Here is a 2,932-nt window from a genome sequence, read left to right as displayed (position 1 = left end):
GCCCGGTAGCGCGCCTCGTCGGAGATCGCCTTGGCCTGCTCGAGCTCGCCGATCAGCGCGTCCTTCTCGGCGCGGGCCTCCAGCGTCGCCAGCGTCGTCGAATGCAGCCGGTGCGCCAGCAGCGCGAAATAGCCCTCGGCGGCGAGCGCAAACGCGGCCAGCATGTAGTCGTCGAGACCACCCGAGAGCGCGAGATTGAGCGCGATGGCAATTGCGACCGGCGCGGTGGTGGCAAGCGCCGCGATCGGCAAATTGGCGGCGAGCATGCTGGAGACGGCAATCACCAGCAGCATCAGGAACATCATCAGCGTGCTGGAGACCGCGGCAAGCGCCGGATGGATCAGCGCCGCCATCCAGCAGATGCCATACAGCAGATCAAGCAGGACAAAACGCGTGCGCCAGCGCCGCGTCTCCGCCAGCGATGGCTGCTCGGCGAGAAAGCTCATGCAATTGCGCACGATGGCGGCGTGGATGCACAGTAGCCCGCAGGTCCAGGCGCCGGCGGAGATCGGATGCAGCCAGATCGAGAGCAGGAGGCCGGTGACGACCACCAGCAGCATCACGACATAGGATGCGGAGATGCGCGTCTCCGCGTATTGCCGAAGCAGCTCGCGATCGAAGGCGGGCCGTGTTCCCGATGTCGACGTTAACCGGTCACGTGCCTCGCGGACCCGCTGCTGGGCCGCCCGGCGCTGGCTTGCCGGTGCAAGCTGAGGCGGATCGGCCGGAAGCTCGACGATTTCGGGCTTTTCAGCGGGTTTACTCATGAACAACACAAATCCTGCCCGCCGGCCGCGCGGGCTTTTGCATTGTCTATAACTCGCGCGAAATCCTTAAGAGGTGCCTTAAAGAACCAAACATTTCCGTTAATCGGGCGTTAAATTAATGCTTGTGTCCGGCGCAAGCCGGCCTCTCACGAGACCGGCTTGCGCCATGTTGTCCGCATCCCGCGGCACTGCCGCTCGGGCGCTACTTCTCCAGCCGTGCCAGCAGGCTCGACGTATCCCAGCGCTTGCCGCCGAGCTTCTCGACCTCGGAATAGAACTGGTCGACCAGCGCGGTCACCGGCAGATGCGCGCCGTTGCGACGGGCCTCGCTGAGGCAGATCGACAGGTCCTTGCGCATCCATTCCACCGCAAAACCAAAATCATACTTGCCGTCGTTCATGGTCTTGTAGCGGTTCTCCATCTGCCAGGATTGCGCGGCGCCCTTGGAGATGGTGTCGATCACCGAGGGGATGTCGAGCCCGGACTTCTTGGCGAAATGGATGCCCTCCGAGAGGCCCTGGACCAGGCCGGCAATGCAGATCTGGTTGACCATCTTGGTGAGCTGGCCGGCGCCCGCGGGCCCCAGCAGCTTGCACATCCGCGCATAGGCCGCGATGACCGGCTCGGCGCCGGCATAGGCATCCTCGGCGCCGCCGCACATCACCGTGAGCACGCCGTTCTCGGCACCGGCCTGGCCGCCCGAGACCGGGGCGTCGATGAATTTGAAGCCGGCCTTGGTGGCTGCGGCGTCGAGCTCACGTGCCACTTCAGCCGAGGCCGTGGTGTGGTCGACGAAGGTCGCGCCTTTCTTCATGCCGGCAAAGGCGCCGTCGGCGCCGATCGTCACCGCGCGCAAATCGTTGTCGTTGCCGACGCAGCACATCACGAAATCCTGACCCTCGGCCGCGGCCTTCGGGGTGGGGGCGGTCCTGCCGCCGAACTTGTCGGCCCATTCCTTCGCTTTTGCTGCGGTGCGGTTATAGACCGTGACCTCGTGGCCGCCCTTCTTCACGAGATGTCCTGCCATGGGAAAGCCCATGACGCCGAGGCCGATGAAAGCGACTTTAGCCATTTGAGAAACCTTGTTGATGACCTTGGGGTTTTCGCCGGCACAATGACCGGGCTTGTTCTGGAAGGCCGTCCGCGGCAACTTCAGGACGGGCGATCGACGGCGCACCTTAAACGCTGGATGGTCGAGAGCAAGACTTCGTGCGGGCTTTCCCGCAGGGCGGCAATGTCAGCAGTTCGTGCTAAGCTCACATCGTCAGGACGGCTTGCAAAGTTGTCCTGGCGCAACGAAATCCGTCCAACCGACGGTCATCAAGAACAAGGGAGTGACATATGGGCGTGAGCGTGGGCGTGCTCGATCATTTCAACATCCGGACCCGGAATCTCACTGATACTGTCCGCTTCTACGAGGACGTGCTCGGCCTCGACAACGGCGCGCGGCCGAACTTCGCGTTTCCGGGCGCCTGGATGTACAGCGAGGGCCGGGCGGTCGTGCATCTGGTCGACATTTCCGGCACCAGCGAGCCGCAGAAGCCAGATTCCGGCGTGGTCCATCACGTCGCCTTTGCCAGCCGCGGCTTCGATGCGATGAAAACACGGCTCAAGCAGAAGGGCATGGGATTCGAGGCACGACAGGTCCCGGGTGGCGAGCTCTGGCAAATCTTCGTGCATGACCCCAATGGCGTAATGATCGAGTTGAACTATGAAGCTGCCAAGGAGCAGGTCGAGGAGGCACCGCTGGAGACCGCCGCCGACATCGGAACCAAGGTAGCCTTTTGAGCCGGATCGCTCTATTGGGGCGGTGAAGTCAATTCGAGCGGGTCGAAAGCCGGCTGATGGCGGAAGACACGTTCGGTCAACACGATAGCGCGCGACCATGCCGCGCGCTCTCAAGTCGGGAGATGTGGTTTGAGCGTGACGCAGCAGCAGGTTCTGGATGCCCTGAAACAAGTGAAATCGCCGCGCGGCGTCGCGCTTCCCGACGCGAACGTGCTGTCGGCGATCACGGCCGGCGACGGCAAGGTGTTCTTCTCGATCAATGTCGAGGCCGCCGAGGCGCGGGCCTGGGAGACCACCCGGGCACAGGCCGAGGCCGCGGTGCGCGCCATTCCCGGCGTCACGCTGGCGATGATCGCGCTGACGGCGGAACGCAAGGC

The 2,932-nt window shown here is 63.7% G+C and carries 3 protein-coding genes and 1 pseudogene; 2 read left to right on the top strand and 2 right to left on the bottom strand.

The genetic code is table 11. The annotated features are described in order from the left end of the window. Positions 1–767: pseudogene (locus tag WA702_RS19525) on the bottom strand (sensor histidine kinase); the annotation flags it as partial. Positions 768–969: 202 nt separating this feature from the next. Then, positions 970–1,839 (bottom strand): NAD(P)-dependent oxidoreductase, encoded by an 870-nt coding sequence (locus WA702_RS19520; RefSeq protein WP_425112179.1) that lies wholly within the window; start codon positions 1,837–1,839, stop codon positions 970–972. Positions 1,840–2,108: 269 nt separating this feature from the next. Here WA702_RS19520 and WA702_RS19515 point away from each other — a divergent pair, with 269 nt between their 5' ends. Both WA702_RS19515 and WA702_RS19510 read left to right on the top strand, forming a co-directional pair. Further along, positions 2,109–2,555, top strand: a complete 447-nt coding sequence (locus WA702_RS19515) for a VOC family protein (protein WP_425112178.1) — start codon at positions 2,109–2,111, stop codon at positions 2,553–2,555. A 129-nt stretch (positions 2,556–2,684) separates the two neighbouring features. Next, positions 2,685–2,932 (top strand): iron-sulfur cluster assembly protein (locus WA702_RS19510; protein WP_425112177.1); only part of this gene is annotated, 248 nt, incomplete at its 3' end.

The organism is Bradyrhizobium sp. (genome assembly GCF_049798375.1).
Classification (GTDB): domain Bacteria; phylum Pseudomonadota; class Alphaproteobacteria; order Rhizobiales; family Xanthobacteraceae; genus Bradyrhizobium.
This window is presented reverse-complemented; position numbering and strand designations above follow the sequence as displayed.